The organism is Lonepinella sp. MS14434 (assembly GCF_042468235.1).
Taxonomy (GTDB): Bacteria; Pseudomonadota; Gammaproteobacteria; order Enterobacterales; family Pasteurellaceae; genus Lonepinella.
In genome coordinates this window covers 511,851-531,401 of sequence record NZ_CP170386.1, presented here as the reverse complement: position 1 = coordinate 531,401, position 19,551 = coordinate 511,851, and the positions used below count along the sequence as shown (strand labels likewise).

The following is a 19,551-nucleotide window of genomic DNA, read 5'->3' as shown; positions in this document are numbered from 1 at the left end:
CCTCTAAAAATATTGCAAAGCATAGCATTAATCCTATCTGATTGCAGAATATTTTTACAAAAAAACAAAAATTATAGAGAAAATACAGTACAATAATTGCGTATTATTGATGATAAAAGGAAAAAATATGTCAAATTCAACCGCACTTTTTTCTCGAGCTGAACAAGTTATCCCAGGGGGGGTCAATTCCCCTGTTCGAGCATTTAAAGGCGTTGGCGGAACGCCAGTGTTTATTCAAAAAGCCGCTGGAGCCTATATTACTGATACAGACGGCAAACAATATATTGATTATGTCGGCTCATGGGGACCAATGGTTCTCGGACATAATCACCCTGCGATTATTGATGCCGTGTTAAAAGCCGTGCCAAATGGATTAAGTTTTGGTGCACCTACGGAAAGCGAAATTACGCTTGCGGAATTAGTATGCCAACTCATGCCTTCTATTGAACTGGTGAGAATGGTCAGTTCTGGCACGGAAGCCACTATGTCTGCTATTCGTTTAGCACGTGGCTACACAGGACGAGATAAAATTATCAAATTTGAAGGTTGTTATCACGGTCATTCAGATTCTTTATTAGTTAAGGCAGGATCAGGTGCATTAACTCTAGGTCAACCAAGCTCCCCTGGCGTGCCAGAAGATTTTGCTAAACATACCTTAACCTGTACTTATAACGATCTTAATTCAGTCAAACAAGCCTTTGAGCAATATCCTAATGAAATTTCTTGTTTAATTATTGAACCTGTGGCAGGGAATATGAACTGTATTCCGCCCAAAGACGGATTCTTACAAGGTTTACGTCAACTTTGCGATCAATACGGCACCGTATTTATTATTGATGAAGTCATGACAGGTTTCCGTGTGGCGTTAAGCGGCGCACAATCTTATTATGGCGTTACACCTGATTTAACCTGTTTAGGTAAAATTATTGGTGGCGGTATGCCTGTAGGGGCATTTGGTGGAAAACGAGAAATCATGCAATACATTGCCCCAACTGGCCCTGTTTATCAAGCCGGTACGCTTTCGGGCAACCCGATTGCCATGGCTGCCGGTTTAGCCTGTTTAACGGAATTAAGCAAAACGGGCAATGAAGAAAAATTGGCCCAGAAAACTGAAAAATTAGCCAAAGGCTTAAAGGCCCTAGCCGACAAGCACGGCGTACCATTCCAAGTGCAATATGTGGGCGGTATGTTCGGTTTATTCTTCACTGAACAGCAAGAAATTTGCAACTTCCAACAAGTGATGCAATGTGATGCCACAACATTTAACCGTTTCTTCCATTTTATGTTAGAACAAGGGATTTATCTTGCACCCTCTGCTTATGAAGCTGGGTTTATGTCGTTGGCACATTCTGATGAAGATATTGACCACACTTTAGCTGTAGCAGATTGGGCTTTTGCACAATTAGCTCAACAAACTATTTAACTCAAACACAAGAAGGAACTATTTATGAGTACATCAATCGAAAAAATCAACCAATTAGTCGATAAACCAGATCTTGCAAAATTCATTTTGCGTGTTAGCTTTGCCTTTATGTTTTTATTACACGGTATTCATAAAGTCACGGACGGTATCGACTTTATTGCGGGGAAATTCGTTGAATTGGGATTACCTGGATTTTTTGCTAATGCTGTTTATTTAGGTGAAGTAATCGTGCCAATTTTTATTATTCTTGGCGTATTCACGAGAATTAGTGCGTTTATTGGGATAATTTCTTGTATGATCATTATTCTTTTAATGTACATTCCACAAATTTTCGCACTTGCTCCAACGGGTGCATGGGCCATTGAAGGAGTGACGACTTATCTATTTGCATTCTGGGCAATTATGCATCTCGGATCGGGAAAATATGCTTTGAAAGCAGACTAATCTTTGCTTTGAAAAATGGGTTAATCTTACAAAAGATTAACCCTAAAATTATCCTCTCATAAATGCTCCAAAGTTACACCGTATAAATTTCTTGCATATCTGAGCGAGTAAAACAATAGTAATCACATTAACATCTTTATTTTATTAACGTTATCTCACCAACCGATTCTCTGCTGTCTCAGGCTCCAGATCTAACTTCGCCATCAATAGCTGATCACCATCCTCTTCTGGGTTTTCGGTGACTAATAATTTATCGCCGTAAAAAATCGAATTGGCTCCAGCCATAAAACACATCGCCTGCATTTCTTCCGTCATCCCCTGACGACCAGCGGACAATCGCACATAGCTTTGTGGCATGGTGATGCGAGCCACCGCAATCGTGCGGACAAATTCGGTCCAATCTAGCTCTTCCGCATCTTCTAACGGCGTGCCTTCCACTTTGACTAACTGATTAATTGGCACGGATTCAGGTTGCGGATCTAAATTAGCCAAACTTGCGATCAAACCTGCACGCTCTTTGCGAGTTTCGTTCATACCCACAATACCGCCGCAACACACTTTCAAGCCTGCTTTACGTACTTTACCGAGCGTACTCATGCGGTCATCAAAACGGCGTGTGCCAATAATCTCGGAATAATGCTCAGGGGCAGTGTCAAGATTATGATTGTAGTAATCCAAGCCAGCTTGTTTTAAGTCTTCCGCCATGCCATCTTCTAACATACCAAAGGTGCCACAGGTTTCCAAACCTAAGGACTTTACGGCTTTAACAATTTCGGTAATTTTTGCCACATCTTTTGGCTTCGGTCCACGCCACGCTGCCCCCATACAAAAACGGCTTGCCCCACGAGATTTAGCAATTTTAGCTTTTTCTAAAATATCGGCAATATCTAATAATTCTTGTTTTTGCACACCTGTTTGATAGCGAGCGGACTGTGGACAATAATGACAATCTTCTGGACATCCCCCCGTCTTAATGGACATGAGGGTAGAAAGTTGAATGGCTTGCGGATTAAAGTTTTCACGGTGAATTTGAGCCGCTTTAAAAACCAGCTCTAAAAAAGGCGTTTCAAACAAGGCCTCCACTTTACACACTGACCAATATTCGGCGGTTTTGTGGGGGGTAATGGAATAAATTTGTAAAGGTTGCTTAATCATACTATAAATCCATTTTCAATTTTAATAACACGGTCAATTTTACCAACCAATTCATTAGGTTGATGTGTCACCATTAATAAGGTGATATTTTTTTCATTACTTAATTTCAACAACAAATCCAACATTTCTTGACGTAATTGCGGATCAAGCGCAGAAAACGGTTCATCCAATAATAATATCGGTTTATCTCGTAATAAACAACGGGCTAACGCCACTCTTTGCTTTTGTCCACCGGAAAGTGCGGTGGGTTTTCGTTGCAAAAATTCGCTTAATCCTACCGCACTTGCTGCCTGCTCGACAAGTTGGACTTGTTGATTATCCAACTTTAAATTGGCTTTTAGCCCAAATGCAATATTTTGAAAAACCGTTAAATGGGGAAACACATTATTTTCTTGAAATAACATAGATACAGGACGTTGATAAGGTTCAGTAGTATTATGTTTTTCACCGTTTAAATAAATATCACCTGAATTTGCTATTTCAAACCCTGCAATTAAATTCAACAGCGTACTTTTGCCCGCACCACTTGCACCGACAATCGCTACTTTTTCGCCTTTAGCAATATGTAAATCAAATTGCATAGGCATGGTTTTATATTGGAATTTGAGTTTCTTTAATTCAATCATTTTCATCCAATTCATCCGCCATGGCGGCTAAAATTTCTCTCGACAACAACGCTAACGCCTTATAAAACGGCAAACTTGCCTGCGTTTCCACTTGGTTTAAAAACTGACTGGCACAAGGTAATAAAAAGCGTTCAAATAATTCCTGTTGAGCATCGACTGAATCTAGGTTATCTTCAATCCAAGAAGCGGTTAAAAAAAGTAACCCAAAATGATCCGCACTTTCCACTTCTGGCATAGCTCGGGCTTGCCGAAATGCCACAAATTCTGCCACATCCACGCCATACGCCGAAATGGCAAGTTCAACTTTGGCAAAGAGTTTTTGATATTCTTGCTCTAACAACGTTAAATCCAAGGGGACTTGCAGGCTTTCAATGGCGGATTGGGTGGATTTATCGGTTTCCAATGCCCAAACTTGGCTTAATCCGCCCTGTTGCAACCAACCAAATACGCCAGCTAAAATCGGATCTGTTGGACGGCGATAAAATAAATTGCCGAATAAACGGCTGATCAGTGAAAAGTTATTCAGGTTTTCCATAATTTTTTCAAAACTCCATAAATTTATACCGCACTTTAGCATATTTTTTGTTAAAATACTGCCCTTTTAACCGTTCACACAATGTGAATGACTGACTTGTACTCAGAGAAAATTTTATTATGACTTTCAAACCCGAATTACTTTCCCCTGCTGGCACGCTAAAAAATATGCGTTATGCTTTTGCCTATGGTGCAGATGCAGTTTATGCCGGACAACCCCGTTATAGCTTGCGTGTGCGGAATAACGAATTTAACCACGCCAATTTAAAAATTGCCATTGATGAAGCCCATTCTCTTGGCAAAAAATTCTATGTGGTGGTGAATATCGCCCCACATAATTCCAAATTAAAAACCTTTATTAAAGATTTAAAAGTGGTCGTGGATATGCACCCCGATGCGTTAATTATGTCCGATCCTGGTTTAATTATGATGGTACGTGAGAATTTTCCTGACATGGATATTCATCTTTCCGTGCAAGCCAATGCGGTGAACTGGGCAACGGTGAAATTCTGGAAGCAAATGGGTTTAACCCGAGTGATCTTATCCCGTGAGCTTTCTTTAGATGAAATCGCTGAAATTCGTCAACAAGTACCTGATATTGAACTGGAAATCTTCGTACATGGGGCATTATGTATGGCGTATTCAGGGCGTTGTTTGCTATCGGGTTACATTAACAAACGCGACCCAAACCAAGGAACTTGCACTAACGCTTGCCGTTGGGAATATAAAATGGAAGAAGGCACCATTGACGAGGTCGGCAATATCGTAGAAAAAGAGGCAGTACAAAAGTTTGAACCTGAAATTGAGGTAAAAAATGTTGCCCCTACCTTAGGCGAGGGCAGCCATACCGACAAGGTATTTTTATACACCGAACCGCACCGCCCTGATGAACAAATGACTGCTTTTGAAGATGAACACGGCACCTATTTTATGAATTCAAAAGATTTGCGTGCCGTGCAACATGTTGAACAATTAACAAAATTAGGCGTTCATTCCCTGAAAATCGAAGGACGGACAAAATCGTTCTATTACTGTGCCAGAACCGCTCAAGTGTATCGCAAAGCCATTGACGATGCAGCTGCAGGCAAGCCATTTGACGAAAGCCTGATGGATACCTTAGAAAGCCTAGCACACCGTGGTTATACCGAGGGTTTCTTACGCCGGCACACCCACGATGAATATCAAAATTATGAATACGGCTACTCCATTTCCGAACATCAACAATTTGTCGGCGAATTTACGGGTAAACGTAATGATCAAGGTATGGCGGAAGTGGCGGTGAAAAATAAATTCTTAGTCGGCGATTCCGTGGAAATGATGACCCCCAAAGGCAATATCGTTTTCAAAATCGAACGTATGTTAAACCGCAAAAACGAAAATATTGAAGCAGGTCTTGGCGATGGACATTTTGTGTTTTTAGATGTGCCAGCGGATATTGAATTAGATTATGGGTTGTTGATGCGGAATTTAAATGGGACGAACACGAGAAATCCGCATTAAAAATACAAATAATGCCCTTTTAGCATAAAGGGCATTTTCGCGATTTTATTCATTCGAACAAATTTTTGCTCTGACTATCTGAATATCTAATTTTTTTCGCCCACATTTGGTTAAATATAATAAGCGTAATATCAGCGGATAACGTTGACCACAAATGCTACTTAATTCCACATTTTCCAAAATAGTCAGCCCTAATTGATTTAAATCTTCAATATGGTTAATTCCCCATTTAAATTCAGGTGGTTTTTCAATATGTTTAAGTGCATCATGTTTTTTTTGGCGACCAATCGCTATTTTAGGCAACGTATCAAAAATAATTTCAGCATTAGGTAATTTACGAGCAAGCAATGCAAACCAATCTTTCACTTGCTCTGGCTGGAAATACATTAACACCCCTTCAATAATTAATAACACAGGCTTATTATATTCAGCCACCATCTCCATCCAACTTTCATCAAATAATGAAGCAGCCAAATAATGATTACTGGTTTCAGACAATAACATTCTTCTTAACTCAATAACTTCTGGTAAATCTAAATCATACCAAGCTGTTATTGGCGGTTTACCTAAACGTTCAAAACGAGCATCTAATCCTGCTCCCAAATCAACGATAACCGCATCTGGATATTCTGCAATAAAGCGATTTGCCATATCGTCCAGTAACGCTGCTCGACCACAACACCCCACTTGAGATGCTTTAGATTTTGCAAAACGACTGAAATCATAATCAATCATTCCTATCATACGTACTGCTTCCGCATCACGTAATAAAGGTTGTTTTTGATCGAATTCAACCGCTTTTGCCCATAAAGGTATTAACATTGTAGTTGATAGTGCAGACACTGTATCTGGAGAAATTTTGTCAGTTTTCATATTGTCACCTTATATTGTTACATTCCCCCCACTTAGCTTAAATATTTATATATTAAAATTCATCTAAATATAATTTTAGACAGTATTATCTATCTCAACCCCCAATATAACAAGCCTTTGTATGGCAACTTGATATTCGGTAACCAAAAATCATTTCCTTGCCACCCTTTATTTTCATCACCAACCACTCGATATAATGTCAAAAATAAATCATTGGGAAATTTCTCACCAAGTTTACGATCATCTTCAGAAAGCATTGTCCCTGTCCCTTTACCAATTTTTCTATCCTGCTTTATCAAAACGTAATTTTTGAAAGTTGGTCGCTGTGTTTTCAGGGCTTGAATACAATTAATGAACTTGCTTTTATCCCAATCATCAGACTGATAACGTCCTAAGCTATTCAAAATCAAAAATAAACTATCCATACCAATTTGATATAAATTCTCTTGAACTTCATTCTGGCTAATAATATCTGAAAGTAAATTATTTACATCTGTTAGATTATTTTCATTAGGACGAGCAGGGAAATAATTTACCCCTCCAACAAGCTGGTTAATATAATCTGATTTTAATACATTTTTACGAGTTGGGTTGATTCCTTTCGGGTAAATAATTTGTACTTTTCCATTAGATTGTTTAGCTTGTTCAATAATCAAATTATTAGCTTGATTAAGAGCTACGAAAAATTGATAAACATCAGAAGGCATATAAAGTCGTAATAGTGATTTATCACGGTCATAACCGAAAATTCTAGAATGTTGCCAAAAAGTATCTGCATTTGGTCTTTTCGCTGTCCGACTATAATAAACTGTTTGCAGTTTTGGAATAGTTAAACCACGCCCAATAACATTGCCACCAATAATAATATTAAATCCTTTTTCTAAATCAAAGTCATTATCCGTTTTTGAATTTAGAACAACTATATTGATACGTTTTTCTTGTAAAAGTATAGTTAGTTTCTCATAAATATCTTCAAAATGATGAATATCAGGTTTGGTCCGCTGTAAATCTTTATAATTTTCTCTAAAGCTTTCTGAAAAATTTTCATCGTTATTAACCGCTTGTACTAAATCATTTAAACAAGCCTGAATTTTATTGGCAAAAGATTTATGATCTTGAATTTTGTAACTTGGATGTAAGGCAAGATTACAGTTAGTGTTATTACATAAGTCAAATTCCGCACAAGTGATTAAAAACGATTGTAGCGCTTGCTTCACACCATCAGGAATATCTCCACTGTCATCTTTAATTTCATCTAGCTCACTATTAATTGTTTGGAAAATATAACTTGGGGGATCGGAAAAAACAAAATCTCCTCCAATATATTTTTCACCTGGTTCAAAAAAATGGATAAAATCAGGTTGCCAATTAGATTCTAAGTGTTGTAATAATAAAGATTGTGGTGTTGCAGTTAATTGAATAAACAAACTTTGGCAACAAGTATTTTTAATCTCATTTAATAATTTATTAATAGTGCTAGATTCTTTATTTTTCTTATCAGCATTAGTATTTAAGCTCGCTGCATCTGCTTCATCATCCACAATTACCAAGGGATATCCCTGTAAATAAGACTGGCTCGCAAATAAATTTCTCCAACGTTTTAAAACACGCGCATTTTTCTTAATTATCACTAGGATTGGGTTATTTGCCTTAATGATTTGGGTAAAACTACCGTCATCAGACTCAGATAAAACAATAAAATTTTCCAAACTAGCTTTCGCTCGTTTAATAGTCTGTTCTTGTAAATCTATACTATCTGTTGTGAGATAAAGAAAAATTTTATGATCATCCTCAGCTAATGCACTAATCACGCCTAGCACTTGAGCAGTTTTACCGCTTTGTACATTACCTAATAACAATACATTTTGAGCTTTTTTAGGTGTCGTTTGATTTAATTTATCTATAAAACCTAATACCGTAATTTTCACAGAATCGGCTAATTCTATAGGCTTGAGTTGATTTAAATAAGTTTGTAGCATTTAGTTTTTCCCTTTAAACGAAAGAAGCCAAATATCTGGATTAGTAGTTGAACGAAATTCAAAAGAATTGTTACCATATTTTTGTAACGTTTCTTCTGTAATCATTTCACCTGTTTTCAGGCAATTGGCGCTTTCCAATCTGCCTTTAATCCATTTACCCAATGTTTTTAAATCATTTTCTGAACGAAAATTTTTTGCATAATCTCCTGATGTTTTACACTTAAATTCCCAACCATCATCAGTGATTACTGTAAATGATTTATAGGAAGGATAGCCTTTTTGCGTAGTTACATCTTTTGAAACTATGATTTCAACCTCATACCATGGTCTGGGTTTAACGAAACCACGTTTATCTTCTCTTCCTTTCCCAAAAAATACATTTAAATTACTACCTTTTTCAGTTTTCGCCTGAATATGAAATTTATACTCTGAAGCTTGCATAAATAATGTATTAATATCAGTAGAGCTAACTTTACTTACACCTAAACAATTCTCAAGATGACTATTGTGTTCTTTAAAATTTTTTGGTTTTTCAACATTATTGATACCCTTTCCGAGACGAGAAATTGTACTTTGAATATCTGTATGTAAACCTAACGCATTTGCTCCGTTTAAATGCAACATTGTTTCATAAGTACGTTCCGTACTATCCCAAAAACAGGTAAGATTTGCAGAACCAATTAACCCATTAAATTCCTGTTTGTTTTTAAAGGAATACATTTTTCCATGGAATTTTACAAATGGGGAGATAAATACTGAACCGCGTTTTTCTTGCTGCAAAAAATGATTTAAGTCACATAAACTTTCATATTGTGGACGAGTAAACCCTTCTAAATAGTGCATTCCGACTAAAAGATCTAATTTCTGAATTTTAGTGTTATGTTCTAAAATTTTATGTAATTCTTTAATAGCATCATTTGAAACATACCCTGTTGCCATAGAGACTTCATCTGCAGATTTGAATAAATCCATCCAAACTTTATTAAGAGATTGTTCCGTAATTCTAGCTTGAGCAATATTAGAAAAAACAGTCTTCATCGTTTTCCCCCGCGAATTTTATTTAAACGGTCTTGGAATACTTTTGATTTCTCAGCTTCCAATTTATCGTTCAAATTCACTTTTTCATAATTATCCGAGAAAATAGGTAAAATGGCTTTAGCAAGCTCGACCACCCCTTGTGGTGGTACAGCGTTACCAATTTGACGGCGAACTTCGGTGGTTGAACCGACAAATTCAAAATCATCAGGAAAACTCTGTAATCTAGCTCGTTCTCGGTTCGTAAAAGCTCGTGGTTCAGGAAAATGATAGCCCCATGTACCACCACCGCCAGCGGCAATAATAGTTTTAGATGGCTCATCACGGTGCATACGACGATAAACATGACTAATCATTCCTTTTACATATAAAGGATGATCTTTCGGAATATCGGTGAAATTTCCACCTTCTGGAATTAACGATAACATCTGACGAGTCTTATCGCTGATTTTCATTAACTCGTTATTTGTTACATTTTCAGGAATATTAAAAACCGCTTGCCCTGCTGTAACATAAGGTTTTAATCCATTTTCACCGCTTGCATTATGTGTCGGCATTGGATGATGAAAATCAAATCCTGTATCTAAACGCACCCCAACAATCAGTACTCGTTCTCGAAATTGAGGTACACCAAATTCAGCAAAGTTATACAGCTTTGCTTGTACGTAATATCCACAACTTTCAAAATCTTCAATAATTTGTTGAATAGCCTTTTTGTTATTGGCTGTTAATAAACCTTTAACATTTTCCGCAACAAAAACTTTAGGTCCCTTGGCATGTATGAAACGGAGAAAGCTTTTATATAAATTACCACGTTCGCCATTCAATCCTGGTTGTTTCCAGATCATTGAAAAATCTTGGCAAGGAAATCCACCCAAAATAATATCGCAATCAGGAATATTTTTTGCTGTAGGTTCTATTTCTTCAATATCCCCTTCAACAATCACATCTCCTATATTTTTTCTGAACGACTCACATGCCCAATGTGAAAAATCGTTAGCCCATATAGTTTCATATCCTGCCATATGAAAACCAAGATCTAACCCACCACATCCAGAAAATAAAGAAAGAATTCTAGGTTTTTTTATATTTTTCATAATGTTTTTTATTCAAAATAACTATATTACTTAATTAGCAATATAGAATGTATAAGATAACTACAACGCTTCAATTTCTGCTTGCTGGCTCACTAACTTCTCAATCCCTTCCCGATACCCTTGCATCTTCTCCCTTTCTTTCGCAATCACTTGCTCAGGCGCTTTTGCCACAAAGGCTTCATTAGAAAGTTTCGCTTCAATTCTCGCCACTTCGCAGTTGAGTTTTTCAATTTCTTTGGTAAGTCTTGCAAGTTCGGCTTCTTTGTTGATAAAACCTGCCATCGGTACGAGCAATTCGGTTTTACCGACTAGTTTTGCTACCGACAATGGGGCTTTTTCGCCGTCCGCAAGCACTTTCACATCATCTAATTTAGCTAAAGCTTTCAATGTGCGGTCATTTTTTTGCAAGGTTTTGCAATTTTCTGTGTCCACATTTCTGAGCAATAAATCTAAGCCTTTGCTTGGGGCGATGTTGCTTTCGGCACGGATATTACGCACGGCGACGATGATTTCTTTTAAGAATTCAATCTCTTTTTCTGCTTGTGCGTCAAGTTTGGCATCGTTTGCTTTCGGGAACGGTTGCAACATAATAGTTTCACCGCTCACGCCTACAAAGCCTTTCACTTTTTGCCAAATTTCTTCGGTGATAAATGGCATAATCGGGTGAGCTAGGCGAAGTAGTTGCTCAAGCACTTGCACCAAGGTTTGGCTTGCACCACGTTTTTGTGCGTCTGTACCATTTGCAAACACAGGTTTGGTGAGTTCCAAATACCAGTCGCAGAACTGATTCCAAGTGAAGTCGTAAATGGCGTTGGCTGCCAAGTCAAAGCGGTATTGACTTAAGGCGGTGCGGAACTCGTTCACGGTGCGGTTGAACGTGGAAATAATCCAGCGATCTGCAACCGACAATTCTACATCACCAGCCGATAAATCCAGTTTGTCGTTAGTCAGAACAAAACGGCTGCCGTTCCACAATTTGTTGCAGAAATTGCGATAACCTTCAAGGCGTTTCATATCCCAGTTAATATCACGTCCGTTGCTCGCCAAGGCTGCCAAGGTGAAACGCAGTGCGTCCGTGCCGTGTGGGGCAATGCCGTCTACAAACTCTTTTTTGGTCGCTTTAGCGATTTTTTCCGCCAGTTGTGGCTGCATCATATTGCCTGTACGTTTTTCAAGCAAATCTTCCAGCGAAATGCCGTCAATCATATCAATCGGATCAAGCACGTTGCCTTTCGATTTAGACATTTTTTGCCCATTTTCATCACGAATCAAGCCCGTAACGTACACGGTTTTGAACGGCACTTGCGGTTTGCCATTTTCGTCTTTGATAAAGTGCATTGTGAACATAATCATTCGTGCAACCCAGAAGAAAATGATGTCAAAGCCCGTAATCAGCACGTCCGTTGGGTGATACATACGCAATTCTTTGGTTTGTTCTGGCCAGCCAAGGGTTGAGAACGTCCACAAGCCCGATGAGAACCAGGTATCTAACACGTCTTCATCTTGTTTTAAGGCAAGATCGGCAGGCAAATTATGTTTCGCCCGCACTTCTTCTTCGGAGCGTGCCACATACACATTGCCCGCTTCGTCATACCACGCAGGAATACGATGTCCCCACCAAAGTTGGCGAGAAATACACCAGTCTTGAATATCACGCATCCACGAGAAATACAGGTTTTCATACTGTTTCGGCACAAATTGAATTTCACCGTTTTCCACCGCTTTAGTCGCCACTTCCGCCAACGGTTTCACGCTCACATACCACTGATCGGTCAGCATCGGCTCAATCGGCACGCCGCCACGGTCGCCATAAGGTACTTTGAGATCGTGCGGTTTGATCTCTTCTAAAAGTCCGAGTGCTTCAAAATCAGCGACCACTTTTTTACGAGCGGCAAAACGCTCTAAACCTTGATAATCCGCAGGAATAAGTGCGGTGTAATTTTCCAAAATTTTACCGTCTGAACCGACAATTTCCGCTTCCGCACGAATATCCGCATTCAAAGTCATCACATTGACCATCGGCAAATTATGGCGTTTGCCCACTTCGTAGTCGTTGAAATCGTGGGCTGGAGTGATTTTCACGCAACCTGTACCGAACTCACGATCCACATAATCGTCCGCCACAATCGGGATTTCACGGTTCGCCAACGGCAAAATCACCGACTTACCGATAAGCGATTGATAACGCTCATCTTCAGGGTGAACCGCCACCGCCGTATCGCCGAGTACGGTTTCAGGGCGAGTGGTCGCCACCACCAAATAATCCTTGCCTTCTGCGGTTTTCGCCCCATTCGCTAACGGATAGCGGAAATGCCAAAGCGAACCTTTGCTCTCTTTGTTTTCCACTTCCAAATCGGAAATGGCGGTATGCAATTTCGGATCCCAGTTCACAAGGCGTTTGCCACGGTAAATTAAGCCTTCTTCGTGCAAACGCACAAACACTTCTTTCACCGCATTAGACAGCCCATCGTCCATAGTAAAACGCTCACGATCCCAGTCGATCGAGTTGCCCAAACGTCGCATTTGCTGGCTGATCGTACCGCCCGAATAGGCTTTCCAGTCCCAAATTTTGTTGATAAAGGCTTCACGCCCATAATCGTGGCGAGTTTTGCCTTCTTCCGCCGCAATCTTGCGTTCCACCACCATTTGGGTCGCAATCCCAGCGTGGTCAGTACCAGTCTGCCACAGCGTATTATTGCCTTCCATACGGTTAAAACGGATCAGTGTATCCATTAAAGTTTGCTGGAAAGCGTGTCCCATATGGAGTGAGCCCGTTACATTCGGTGGCGGAATAGCGATACAGTAGCCAGGTTTGCTCTCATCTTCGCTTGGTTTAAAATACCCTTGTTCTTCCCAGTGGCGATACAAGGCTTGTTCTACCGCAGACGGCTCAAAGCGGTCTGCCATTTGAAGGTTTTGTGTCATTGGTTGTTTTCTCTTAAATTTTATTTACTAACATCATTTTCCGTTATACATGCAGAATATTTAAATGTATATAAACCCGCTTTTAATTGGGTATTATAAGACTTAAAATGAACGTTAAAATCATAATTTGTTCCTGTTCTAGCTAATATATTTATCCCTTCAGTTGTTTCATTAGGGCTAGATAGTAATTCAACTGTAATTTTAGGAATATCATCCAATATTGGTTGAAAATGTCCACTCACAGTAAAATAACTAGAATCTCTATTTATATGAAAACTTATATATCCTATATTAGAATAGGAATTAGCTATTTCCATTTTCTGTTCAACATTATTTACTATAGGTAATTTATTCTGTTGAATTTCTTCAATTGCTTCATTCAATGTATGGTTATCTGGATTCATTTTTTGAGAAAATTCTAAAAAACGATCTGTTTCATATGCAACAATAGGTTGCTGTAAATATTCCCAAGCTTCCTGTTTTAATTCCTTACGTAATCCTATCGTCTTACCAGATTTAATATCCCACCAATCTTCTTTCTGCTCTGACGTTATAAATATAATAGGCTTATTTTTCTCTTTACCATACTCTAATATTTGTTTCCATAACAAATAATCACCATATTTTCTATCCCCATCTTTACGACTGTCTTTATAGCCTGGTGGTATTTTATTTATTATTCTTTCTTCAGCTTCTTTTTTTAGTTTATCTAATTCATCTTTCTTGGGTTTATTACCTAATCTATTACCAAAAAGTTCAATAATTTCATTCAAGATTGGATCGTAATCTAGAGAAAAACCTATATTAATAAAACAATGTTTATCTTTATTTAAAATAGAATCTACACTTTTACAAATCTCTTCTTTGATTGCGTTAATAAACTGCTTAGATATAGATCTATTTTTTTTTGAAATTTCATCTATTTCTGAGTTTAATTTGTCAAGAAATGCGTTCGAATCCATAATATTATTCACACTATCAATAATAACCTTTTCTCTGTTATTAAAAAATTCTCTCATTGCCTGATGAGATATCCACAATCGTTCACCAAATTCTTTTAAGCTACTTAATATGCTATCGCTTGTATTTTTATGATATCTATATAAATCCAAAAGAACATTAGCATCAACTGTCAAAATAGCCTCTTTCCAAATTTCAGCTTTCTGAGATTCAGATAAAGGAATTGCCCATTGAAATTCAGTACTTATATTACTCATAATAATCTCCTGTAAAAATTATTTTGCATAGCCAATCACAACTTCCCTGCCGTCAGGATAATGATCGACAATCGTGCATTCGGACGTTGAAACGTTAAAACTTCGTGCTTTTTCTTCTCGTCCATCCACGCTTTCCATAAAATCAGCATATTGTTGTGTTTTTTGAGTAGTTCGTCTTTGGTCATTTTATTCCACCATCTCCATCTGCCACCCCATTTGTCGATATTGTTTATACCGTTCTCGGGCAATGGCTTTTTGTTGTTCGTCTGCTGGCACAAAATCAATTACTTGATTAAACGCCGACACATAATCAGGAATAGTTTGTTGTAAATTAATCAACACATCTCGCCGTTGGGCGTTGCGTTTGCCGATCCAGCTAATTTCTATCGGGGTGGCGAAATTGGTTACTTCGCCAGATAAATTGTGCGGTACAAATTGCTCGGGATCTCTTGCCCATAAGGCTTCATCTAAATTTAACGCTTGTTGTTCGCTTTGGCAGGCGATTAACACACGCTGTCCTTGTCGCCATAATTGAGCGGACAGATCACAAGCCAATAGCTCTGATTCTGAAAGATCATGTTGCGATTGGGATTGTTTGAGTAGATAAAATTTAGCAATTTTTGACATTTGGCTGTTGTTTTTTGTAATCAGATTAAGCGTTTAATTCTAGCGAAAAAATGCTAATAAATAAAGGTTTTTGCTTGTACTAAAAAGAAAATCACAATAGACTATCGCACATTTAAAATTAAGACTGATGTTAATTTATGCTGGTATCCGATTTTTATTTTGATTTACCCGATGAGCTGATTGCTCGTTATCCGAAACCTGACCGTACTTCAAGCCGTTTGTTGCAATTAAATGGTCAAAACGGTGAAATTTTTCACCGCACTTTTGCCGATGTATTGGATTTAGTCAATGCTGGCGATTTGTTGGTATTTAACAATACTCGTGTCATTCCTGCCCGTATGTTTGGGCGGAAAGTCAGTGGCGGCAAGGTTGAAGTGCTAGTTGAACGGGTATTGAGTGAAAGCACATTTTTAGCCCATATTCGTTCCAGTAAAGCCCCAAAAAACGGGGCGGTTTTAGTGTTGGGTGAAGATAAACTTGGCGAAAATAACGGCATTGCGGTTACGATGCTTGGTCGTCAAGGGGCGTTGTTTGAATTAGAAATTGCCGATAAAAACACCGCGGTTTTAGACGTATTGAATAAAATCGGACATATTCCATTACCGCCTTATATTGATCGTCCCGATGAAGAAGCGGATCAAGAGCGTTATCAAACGGTGTATAACAAAATCCCTGGGGCAGTGGCAGCTCCGACCGCTGGTTTGCATTTTGATGATGAATTGTTAGCAAAATTAAAAGCCAAAGGGGTGAATTTTGCCTTTGTTACCTTGCACGTTGGGGCGGGAACATTCCAACCTGTGCGAGTGGAAAAAATTGAAGATCACCAGATGCACGCGGAATATGTGGAAGTGCCACAAGATGTGGTCGATGCGGTATTAGCTACAAAATCGGCAGGTAAACGTGTGATTGCAGTGGGGACAACTTCGGTACGTTCGCTGGAAAGTGCGGCGTTATTTGCGGAAGAAAAAGGCTGTTCGCAGATTATTGAGCCATATTTTTCCGATACTTCAATTTTTATTTACCCAGGGAAAAAATTTCGGGTAGTAGATTGTTTGATTACTAATTTTCATTTGCCAGAAAGTACGTTGATTATGTTGGTGTCGGCGTTTGCGGGGTATGAGAATGTGATGGCTGCGTATAAAAGTGCGGTGGAAAATCGGTATCGGTTTTTTAGTTATGGGGATGCGATGTTTATTACGAAGAATCGGGATGTTGGGTAATTAAATAGCACTTTTCTTTGATAATTAAAATCGGGTTTCGCCCGATGGGCGACCGTACTTTTCTTTGCTCGTGCAAAGAAAAGTAGGCAAAAGAAAACACGCCCCGACTTCACCGCTTTTCTTCGCTTATTTGGTATTTTCTTAACGCTAAATTTTGAACTTGCTTCGCTCAGACAGGCAAAATTTAGCTAAAAATACCAAAACGCTCAGGCGGCTCAGACGGGGACCCCAATTTGAACGAATATAAATAAAAGTGCGGTGAAGAAATTGAGATTTTGTCCTAAGCTACGGAGTAGCGTGACTATACGTAACCTAGTACGCTAGTGCTAGGTATTGAAAATAAAATGGGGTCCCCATGTTTGCCGCCTGAAAATGTTTTAATTTGTAGGAAAATGGCGTCTGTCTGAGCGAAGCGAGTTCAGCCATTTTCCGTTAAGCAAATTAAAACATTTTCAGGGAACAAGGCAAAGTTGGGGTGTGCTTTCTTTTTGCTTACTTTTGCTTTGCACAAGCAAAGAAAAAGTAAGTCGCCATCGGCGAAACCCGATTGTAATAAAAAACACAAATTTATAAAAAACAATTTTAAACAAAAAACACCATCGAACTGTTTATTCGAAAAGGAAAACTATGAAATTTAATTTAAAAAAAACTAACGGATCTGCCCGCCGTGGCGAAATGATCTTCACCCGTCCACAAGGCGACTTTACCGTCCAAACCCCCGCCTTTATGCCAGTGGGAACTTACGGCACTGTCAAAGGTATGACCCCCGAAGAAGTGCGTGCCACGGGGGCGGAAATTTTACTTGGTAATACCTTTCATCTATGGCTACGCCCAGGGCAGGAAGTGATGCGTAAACATGGTGATTTACACGATTTTATGCAATGGCATAGACCGATTTTGACCGATTCTGGCGGTTTTCAGGTGTTTAGCTTAGGTAAATTACGCAAAATCAAAGAAGAAGGGGTACACTTCCAAAATCCGATTAGCGGTGAAAAGATTTTTTTGTCCCCTGAAAAATCTATGGAAATTCAATACGATCTTGGGTCGGATATTGTGATGATTTTTGATGAATGTACACCTTATCCTGCCACCTTTGATTATGCTAAAAACTCCATGGAAATGTCATTGCGTTGGGCAAAACGTAGCCGTCAGCGGTTTGATGAGTTGGAAAATCAAAATGCGTTATTTGGTATTGTGCAAGGCGGTACTTTTGAAGAATTACGCAAAATTTCCATTGATGGCTTAGTGAATATTGGCTTTGACGGTTATGCAGTAGGCGGTTTGGCGGTGGGTGAACCGAAACAAGAAATGCACCGCATTTTGGAATTTGTAAATCCATTATTGCCGCAAGATAAACCGCGTTATTTAATGGGCGTAGGAAAACCTGAAGATTTAGTCGAGGGCGTTCGCCGTGGGATTGATATGTTTGATTGCGTGATGCCGACTCGTAACGCACGTAATGGACATTTGTTTGTATCAGACGGCATTGTGAAAATTCGTAATGCGAAATATCGTGATGATACTAGCACGCTAGATCCTGAATGTGATTGTTACACCTGTAAACATTACACCAAATCTTATTTATATCATTTGGATAAGTGCGGTGAAATTTTGGGGGCAAGACTGAATACAATCCATAATTTACGTTATTATCAACGCTTGATGGAACAGATTCGTACTGCTATTGAACAAGATCGTTTTGAGGATTTTGTGGTGGAATTTTATGCCAAAATTGGCAAACCTGTACCACCATTGCAATAAAAAGAGGAAAAGCATGATTAATTTAGAAGCGCAACAATTTGTCAGCTGGGATCAACCTATTGAGATGCTCTACGCTTGCCACGGACGAGTAAAAAATTTCTACCATCAATTAAGTATTTTGCCTGATTACTTAGCTAAACATGGCGTCAATCAAGCAGTAAAAAATGATGTTCAGCAGATTTTAAATTATTTCAATATTGCCGCACCTTTGCATCATGATGACGAAGAAAAAGATTTCTTTCCAGCGGTAGCAAAATATGATGCAAAAACGCAACAAACCATTGATGAGTTAGAACGTCAGCATTTTATTCTACATGATAACTGGCATAAACTTTCTACCCAACTTAGTGAATTAATTCAAGATCAACGAGATAATATTGATGCGGAACTTATCACTAATTTCATTGCTGGCTATGATGTGCATATTGCATTGGAAGAACCATTATTTGCCTTAGGTAAAGACTGTATTTCTGATGCTGAATTGGAAAGTATGGGAAAAGTGATGGCGGCACGCCGTCAGCTGTAAATGGATTATCAATTAGATTTACGTCAATATATTTGCCCTTTACCCTTATTAATGGCGAAAAAAGCCCTTAATAATTTACCTCACAACAGTATATTGACGATTCAACTAAACGAACAAAGTGCGGTGCAAGATTTTGAACTTTTATGCCAGCAACAGGGCTATCAATTTATTTCTTGGCAAAAGTTCACCGCACTTGATACGCAAATCGTCATTAGGAAAGGTTAGCATACTAGCTTTTCCGTTTATCTTGTGCTATTTTATGCACCTAATTTTTTATTCTATTTATCAACAAAAAAGGAAAACAACATGGACGCACAACAAGGCAGCCCAATGTCAATGATTATTATCTTTGCTATTTTCGGTTTAATCTTCTATTTTATGATTTACCGTCCACAAGCTAAACGTAATAAAGAACACAAAGCCTTAATGGAATCTTTAGCCAAAGGTTCTGAAATCTTAACCTCAGGCGGTTTAATTGGTAAAATCACTAAATTATCTGAAAATAGTGATGAAGTCGTGATTGCGTTAAATCCAACCAACGAAGTCACCATTAAACGTAACTTTATCGTCGCTGTGTTACCGAAAGGTTCAATCAAATCTCTTTAATTT

General features: G+C 38.6%; 18 protein-coding genes. 8 read left to right on the top strand and 10 right to left on the bottom strand.

The features are described from left to right. Positions 1 to 127: 127 nt before the first annotated feature. Together hemL and O1Q79_RS02620 are read left to right on the top strand one after the other, a co-directional pair. On the top strand, positions 128 to 1,423 hold the full coding sequence (gene hemL, locus O1Q79_RS02625) for a glutamate-1-semialdehyde 2,1-aminomutase (protein WP_386692826.1): 1,296 nt from the start codon (positions 128 to 130) through the stop codon (positions 1,421 to 1,423). A gap of 24 nt (positions 1,424 to 1,447) precedes the next feature. Continuing rightward, the gene (locus O1Q79_RS02620) at positions 1,448 to 1,867 is read left to right on the top strand and encodes a DoxX family protein (RefSeq protein ID WP_386692825.1); all 420 of its coding nucleotides are present in this window, start codon (positions 1,448 to 1,450) and stop codon (positions 1,865 to 1,867) included. Between the two features lie 150 nt (positions 1,868 to 2,017). Here the strand turns inward: O1Q79_RS02620 and bioB are convergent, their stop codons facing one another. From bioB to O1Q79_RS02605, 3 genes are read right to left on the bottom strand one after another with little or no spacing between them, the layout of a single operon-like run. Further along, positions 2,018 to 3,022 carry a biotin synthase BioB gene (gene bioB, locus O1Q79_RS02615; RefSeq protein ID WP_386692824.1) on the bottom strand — a complete coding sequence of 335 codons (1,005 nt, stop codon included), beginning with the start codon at positions 3,020 to 3,022 and terminating at the stop codon, positions 2,018 to 2,020. Continuing rightward, positions 3,019 to 3,648: a thiamine ABC transporter ATP-binding protein gene (gene thiQ, locus O1Q79_RS02610; protein ID WP_153985780.1), complete on the bottom strand. Its 630-nt coding sequence runs from the start codon at positions 3,646 to 3,648 to the stop codon at positions 3,019 to 3,021. Before thiQ ends, bioB begins: the two co-directional genes overlap by 4 nt. Then, positions 3,641 to 4,183, bottom strand: coding sequence for a molecular chaperone (locus O1Q79_RS02605; protein WP_386692822.1), 543 nt, complete (start codon positions 4,181 to 4,183; stop codon positions 3,641 to 3,643). Before O1Q79_RS02605 ends, thiQ begins: the two co-directional genes overlap by 8 nt. A 119-nt stretch (positions 4,184 to 4,302) precedes the next feature. Between O1Q79_RS02605 and yegQ the strand changes: the two genes are divergently transcribed. Next, the gene (yegQ, locus tag O1Q79_RS02600) at positions 4,303 to 5,682 is read left to right on the top strand and encodes a tRNA 5-hydroxyuridine modification protein YegQ (protein ID WP_386692821.1); all 1,380 of its coding nucleotides are present in this window, start codon (positions 4,303 to 4,305) and stop codon (positions 5,680 to 5,682) included. Positions 5,683 to 5,727: 45 nt separating this feature from the next. Here yegQ and O1Q79_RS02595 read toward each other — a convergent pair whose 3' ends face one another. From O1Q79_RS02595 to O1Q79_RS02565, 7 genes are all read right to left on the bottom strand, one after another. Further along, positions 5,728 to 6,555, bottom strand: coding sequence for a class I SAM-dependent methyltransferase (locus O1Q79_RS02595; RefSeq protein ID WP_386686680.1), 828 nt, complete (start codon positions 6,553 to 6,555; stop codon positions 5,728 to 5,730). A gap of 89 nt (positions 6,556 to 6,644) precedes the next feature. Then, on the bottom strand, positions 6,645 to 8,534 hold the full coding sequence (locus O1Q79_RS02590; RefSeq protein ID WP_386692820.1) for a Z1 domain-containing protein: 1,890 nt from the start codon (positions 8,532 to 8,534) through the stop codon (positions 6,645 to 6,647). After that, entirely contained in the window at positions 8,535 to 9,572 is a 1,038-nt protein-coding gene (locus O1Q79_RS02585) for a restriction endonuclease PLD domain-containing protein (protein ID WP_386692819.1), read from the bottom strand. After that, a complete protein-coding gene (locus O1Q79_RS02580; RefSeq protein WP_386692818.1) occupies positions 9,569 to 10,666 on the bottom strand; it encodes a DNA cytosine methyltransferase in 1,098 nt (365 codons plus the stop codon). Before O1Q79_RS02580 ends, O1Q79_RS02585 begins: the two co-directional genes overlap by 4 nt. Before the next feature lie 60 nt (positions 10,667 to 10,726). After that, on the bottom strand, positions 10,727 to 13,591 hold the full coding sequence (locus tag O1Q79_RS02575) for a valine--tRNA ligase (RefSeq protein WP_386692817.1): 2,865 nt from the start codon (positions 13,589 to 13,591) through the stop codon (positions 10,727 to 10,729). A 20-nt stretch (positions 13,592 to 13,611) separates the two neighbouring features. Further along, complete coding sequence (locus O1Q79_RS02570) at positions 13,612 to 14,808, bottom strand: PIN domain-containing protein (protein WP_386692816.1); 1,197 nt, start codon at positions 14,806 to 14,808, stop codon at positions 13,612 to 13,614. Between the two features lie 186 nt (positions 14,809 to 14,994). Further along, the gene (locus O1Q79_RS02565; protein WP_386692815.1) at positions 14,995 to 15,435 is read right to left on the bottom strand and encodes a DNA polymerase III subunit chi; all 441 of its coding nucleotides are present in this window, start codon (positions 15,433 to 15,435) and stop codon (positions 14,995 to 14,997) included. Between the two features lie 137 nt (positions 15,436 to 15,572). Between O1Q79_RS02565 and queA the strand changes: the two genes are divergently transcribed. From queA to yajC, 5 genes are all read left to right on the top strand, one after another. Continuing rightward, the gene (queA, locus tag O1Q79_RS02560; protein WP_386692814.1) at positions 15,573 to 16,655 is read left to right on the top strand and encodes a tRNA preQ1(34) S-adenosylmethionine ribosyltransferase-isomerase QueA; all 1,083 of its coding nucleotides are present in this window, start codon (positions 15,573 to 15,575) and stop codon (positions 16,653 to 16,655) included. A 627-nt stretch (positions 16,656 to 17,282) separates the two neighbouring features. Next, complete coding sequence (tgt, locus tag O1Q79_RS02555) at positions 17,283 to 18,416, top strand: tRNA guanosine(34) transglycosylase Tgt (protein ID WP_386692813.1); 1,134 nt, start codon at positions 17,283 to 17,285, stop codon at positions 18,414 to 18,416. A gap of 13 nt (positions 18,417 to 18,429) precedes the next feature. Continuing rightward, positions 18,430 to 18,942 (top strand): hemerythrin domain-containing protein, encoded by a 513-nt coding sequence (locus O1Q79_RS02550; RefSeq protein ID WP_386692811.1) that lies wholly within the window; start codon positions 18,430 to 18,432, stop codon positions 18,940 to 18,942. Further along, positions 18,943 to 19,167, top strand: a complete 225-nt coding sequence (locus tag O1Q79_RS02545) for a sulfurtransferase TusA family protein (protein WP_386692809.1) — start codon at positions 18,943 to 18,945, stop codon at positions 19,165 to 19,167. 81 nt (positions 19,168 to 19,248) lie between these two features. Continuing rightward, positions 19,249 to 19,548, top strand: coding sequence for a preprotein translocase subunit YajC (gene yajC, locus O1Q79_RS02540; RefSeq protein WP_132302341.1), 300 nt, complete (start codon positions 19,249 to 19,251; stop codon positions 19,546 to 19,548). The last annotated feature ends 3 nt before the right edge of the window (positions 19,549 to 19,551 follow it).